Annotated in this window: 2 protein-coding genes and 1 pseudogene; all 3 read left to right on the top strand. The window is 74.5% G+C overall.

Annotated elements, in window-relative coordinates; translation table 11 throughout:
- A pseudogene (locus B7767_RS22420) lies at nt 1–603 on the top strand (SAM-dependent methyltransferase); the annotation flags it as partial.
- A 150-nt stretch (nt 604–753) separates the two neighbouring features.
- A complete protein-coding gene (locus tag B7767_RS22415) occupies nt 754–1,404 on the top strand; it encodes a hypothetical protein (RefSeq protein ID WP_085573774.1) in 651 nt (216 codons plus the stop codon).
- A gap of 65 nt (nt 1,405–1,469) precedes the next feature.
- Nucleotides 1,470–2,322: serine/threonine-protein kinase (locus B7767_RS22410; RefSeq protein WP_256923529.1), on the top strand; the 853-nt coding region annotated here is incomplete at its 3' end.

Raw genomic sequence — 2,322 nt, 5'->3', positions numbered from 1 at the left:
GGCCTCGCCCCGCCGCCCGTCGACCCCGCGCCGCCCGCCGCCGGGCGCCCGCCCCTGACCACCGTCGGCGAACTCGCGCGCGGGGGCGCCCTGCTGATGCGTACGGGCGGAAACGGCGGCCACACGCGCGTGCCCGTCCTCACCGACCACGACGTACTCTCCGGAACCGGCCCCTCCGGCACACTCCCGGAGAGCGACGAGGAGGCGGTGCTCACCGAACCCGGCGACGTCGTCGTGCCCGTGCTCGGCGGGGGCGCCGTCACGCGGGTGGTCGACGACGCGACCGCCGGGGCCGCCCTGGGCCGCAACCTCGTGCTGCTGCGCCCCGACCCGGAGGTGCTCGACGCGTGGTTCCTCGCCGGGTTCCTGCGCGGCACCGCAAACCAACGCCAGGCCGGCAGCTACGCGTCCACCGCCACCCGGCTCGACGTGCGCCGGCTCCGACTGCCCCGGCTCGCACCGGCCGAACAGCGGCTCTACGGCGCCCGCTTCAGGGCCCTGGACGAGTTCGAACGGGCGCTCGGGCGGGCGGGCCGGCTCGGCGAGCAGCTCGTCCGCGGGATGTACGACGGCCTGACCGACGGGACGATCGCCCCCGGCTGAACCCCGGGCCGGGCCCCGGCCCGGTCCCCGGCGCGCATCCGGAACGCCCCGGTACGACAACGGTTCGGTACATCCGGGGACCGGTTGTCGCCGTCGGCCTATACGCTCGGACTCCGAGTTCCCATCGGCTACACCTGTCCAGGAGCAGTCATGTACGGCCACGGCGCGGCGCCGCCCACCCCCAGTGCGGCAATGGTCATCACGCAGCGCGTGCTGTACGCCGCCGCCGGCGTCCTGTGCTGCGGACTGCTGGCCTGCGTGCCGCTGTTCCGGGTCGCGTTCCTGCGGGGGCGGCCGCTCGACTGGGCGGCGGCCTGGGTGAGCATCCCGCTGTCGATAGCCTGCCTGGCGGTGGTCGGTTCGCTGCCGGAGACGGACTACCGGACCGACGTGGCCCTGGCCGCCGTCCTGATCCTCGGCGCGATCTCGGCCGCCTACTACCTGACCGTGGACATCCGCCTGCACCGGCGGCCGTACCCGTACGCGGGCCAGATGCCGCCGTCGCCCCACGCCACGACGGTGCACGGCCCGGCGGGCGGCCACGCCCCCTACGGCTACCCGCAGCAGGGCTCGCCGTACGCGCCCACGCCGGTGCCGCAGCCCCAGGTCCCCCACACCCCGGTACCGCACACCCCGGCGCCCCCCACCCCCGTACCGCCGCAGTCGTCGCAGCCGCCGCAGCATCCCGTACCGCCGGCCCGGATCGACCAGGTCCGCGCCGAGCTGGACGAACTCAGCGACTACCTGCGCCGCCAGGACGGCAATCCCGGACAGCACGGCAACCACGAGGGCGGAAGGTGAGCGTGACGACGGGACGTGTCGTCGCCGGCCGTTACGAACTGTCCACGCTCATCGGACAGGGCGGCATGGGACAGGTCTGGACGGCCTACGACAAACGGCTGGACCGGCGCGTGGCGGTGAAGCTGCTGCGCCCGGACAAGGTGGCCGGCCAGGAGGCCGACGAACTGCGCCGCCGCTTCGTGCGCGAGTGCCGGGTGACCGCACAGGTCGACCACCCCGGCCTGGTCACCGTGCACGACGCGGGCAGCGAGGGCGAGGAGCTGTTCCTCGTCATGCAGTACGTCGACGGCGCCGACCTCGGCGACCACCTCGCCGAACACGACCCGTACCCGTGGCAGTGGACGGTCGCGGTGGCCGCGCAGCTGTGCGCCGTGCTGAGCGCCGTGCACGCCGTGCCGATCGTCCACCGCGACCTCAAGCCGCGCAACGTGATGGTGAAGCAGGACGGCACCGTCACCGTGCTCGACCTCGGTGTCGCCTCCGTCATGGACAGCGACACCACGCGCCTGACGCACACCGGTTCACCCATCGGCTCGCCCGCCTACATGGCGCCCGAGCAGGCGATGGGCGGCGCGGTCGGCCCGTACACGGACCTGTACGCGCTCGGTGTGCTGATGCACGAGCTGCTCAGCGGCGACGTGCCGTTCGCGGGCTCCACGGCGCTCGGAGTGCTGCACCGGCACCTGTACGAGCCGCCGGTGCCCGTGCGCCGGATCCGGCCGGAGGTCCCCGAGGCCCTGGAGACCCTGGTGCTGCGGCTGCTCGCCAAGGACCCGCAGCACCGCCCGGACTCCGCGCAGGAGGTCTACGAACACCTGGCGCAGCTCCTTCCCGCGCGGGGCACACCCACCGGCGCGCCCCTGGACCCCACCCGCCCCTTCCTGCGCCCGCACGCCCCCTGGCCGGACCGTGCCCGCA

It is taken from the genome of Streptomyces sp. 13-12-16 (genome assembly GCF_002114215.1).
GTDB lineage: Bacteria > Actinomycetota > Actinomycetes > Streptomycetales > Streptomycetaceae > Streptomyces.
The sequence above is the reverse complement of the archived record's forward strand: the minus strand, read 5'-3'. Positions and strand labels throughout refer to the sequence as shown.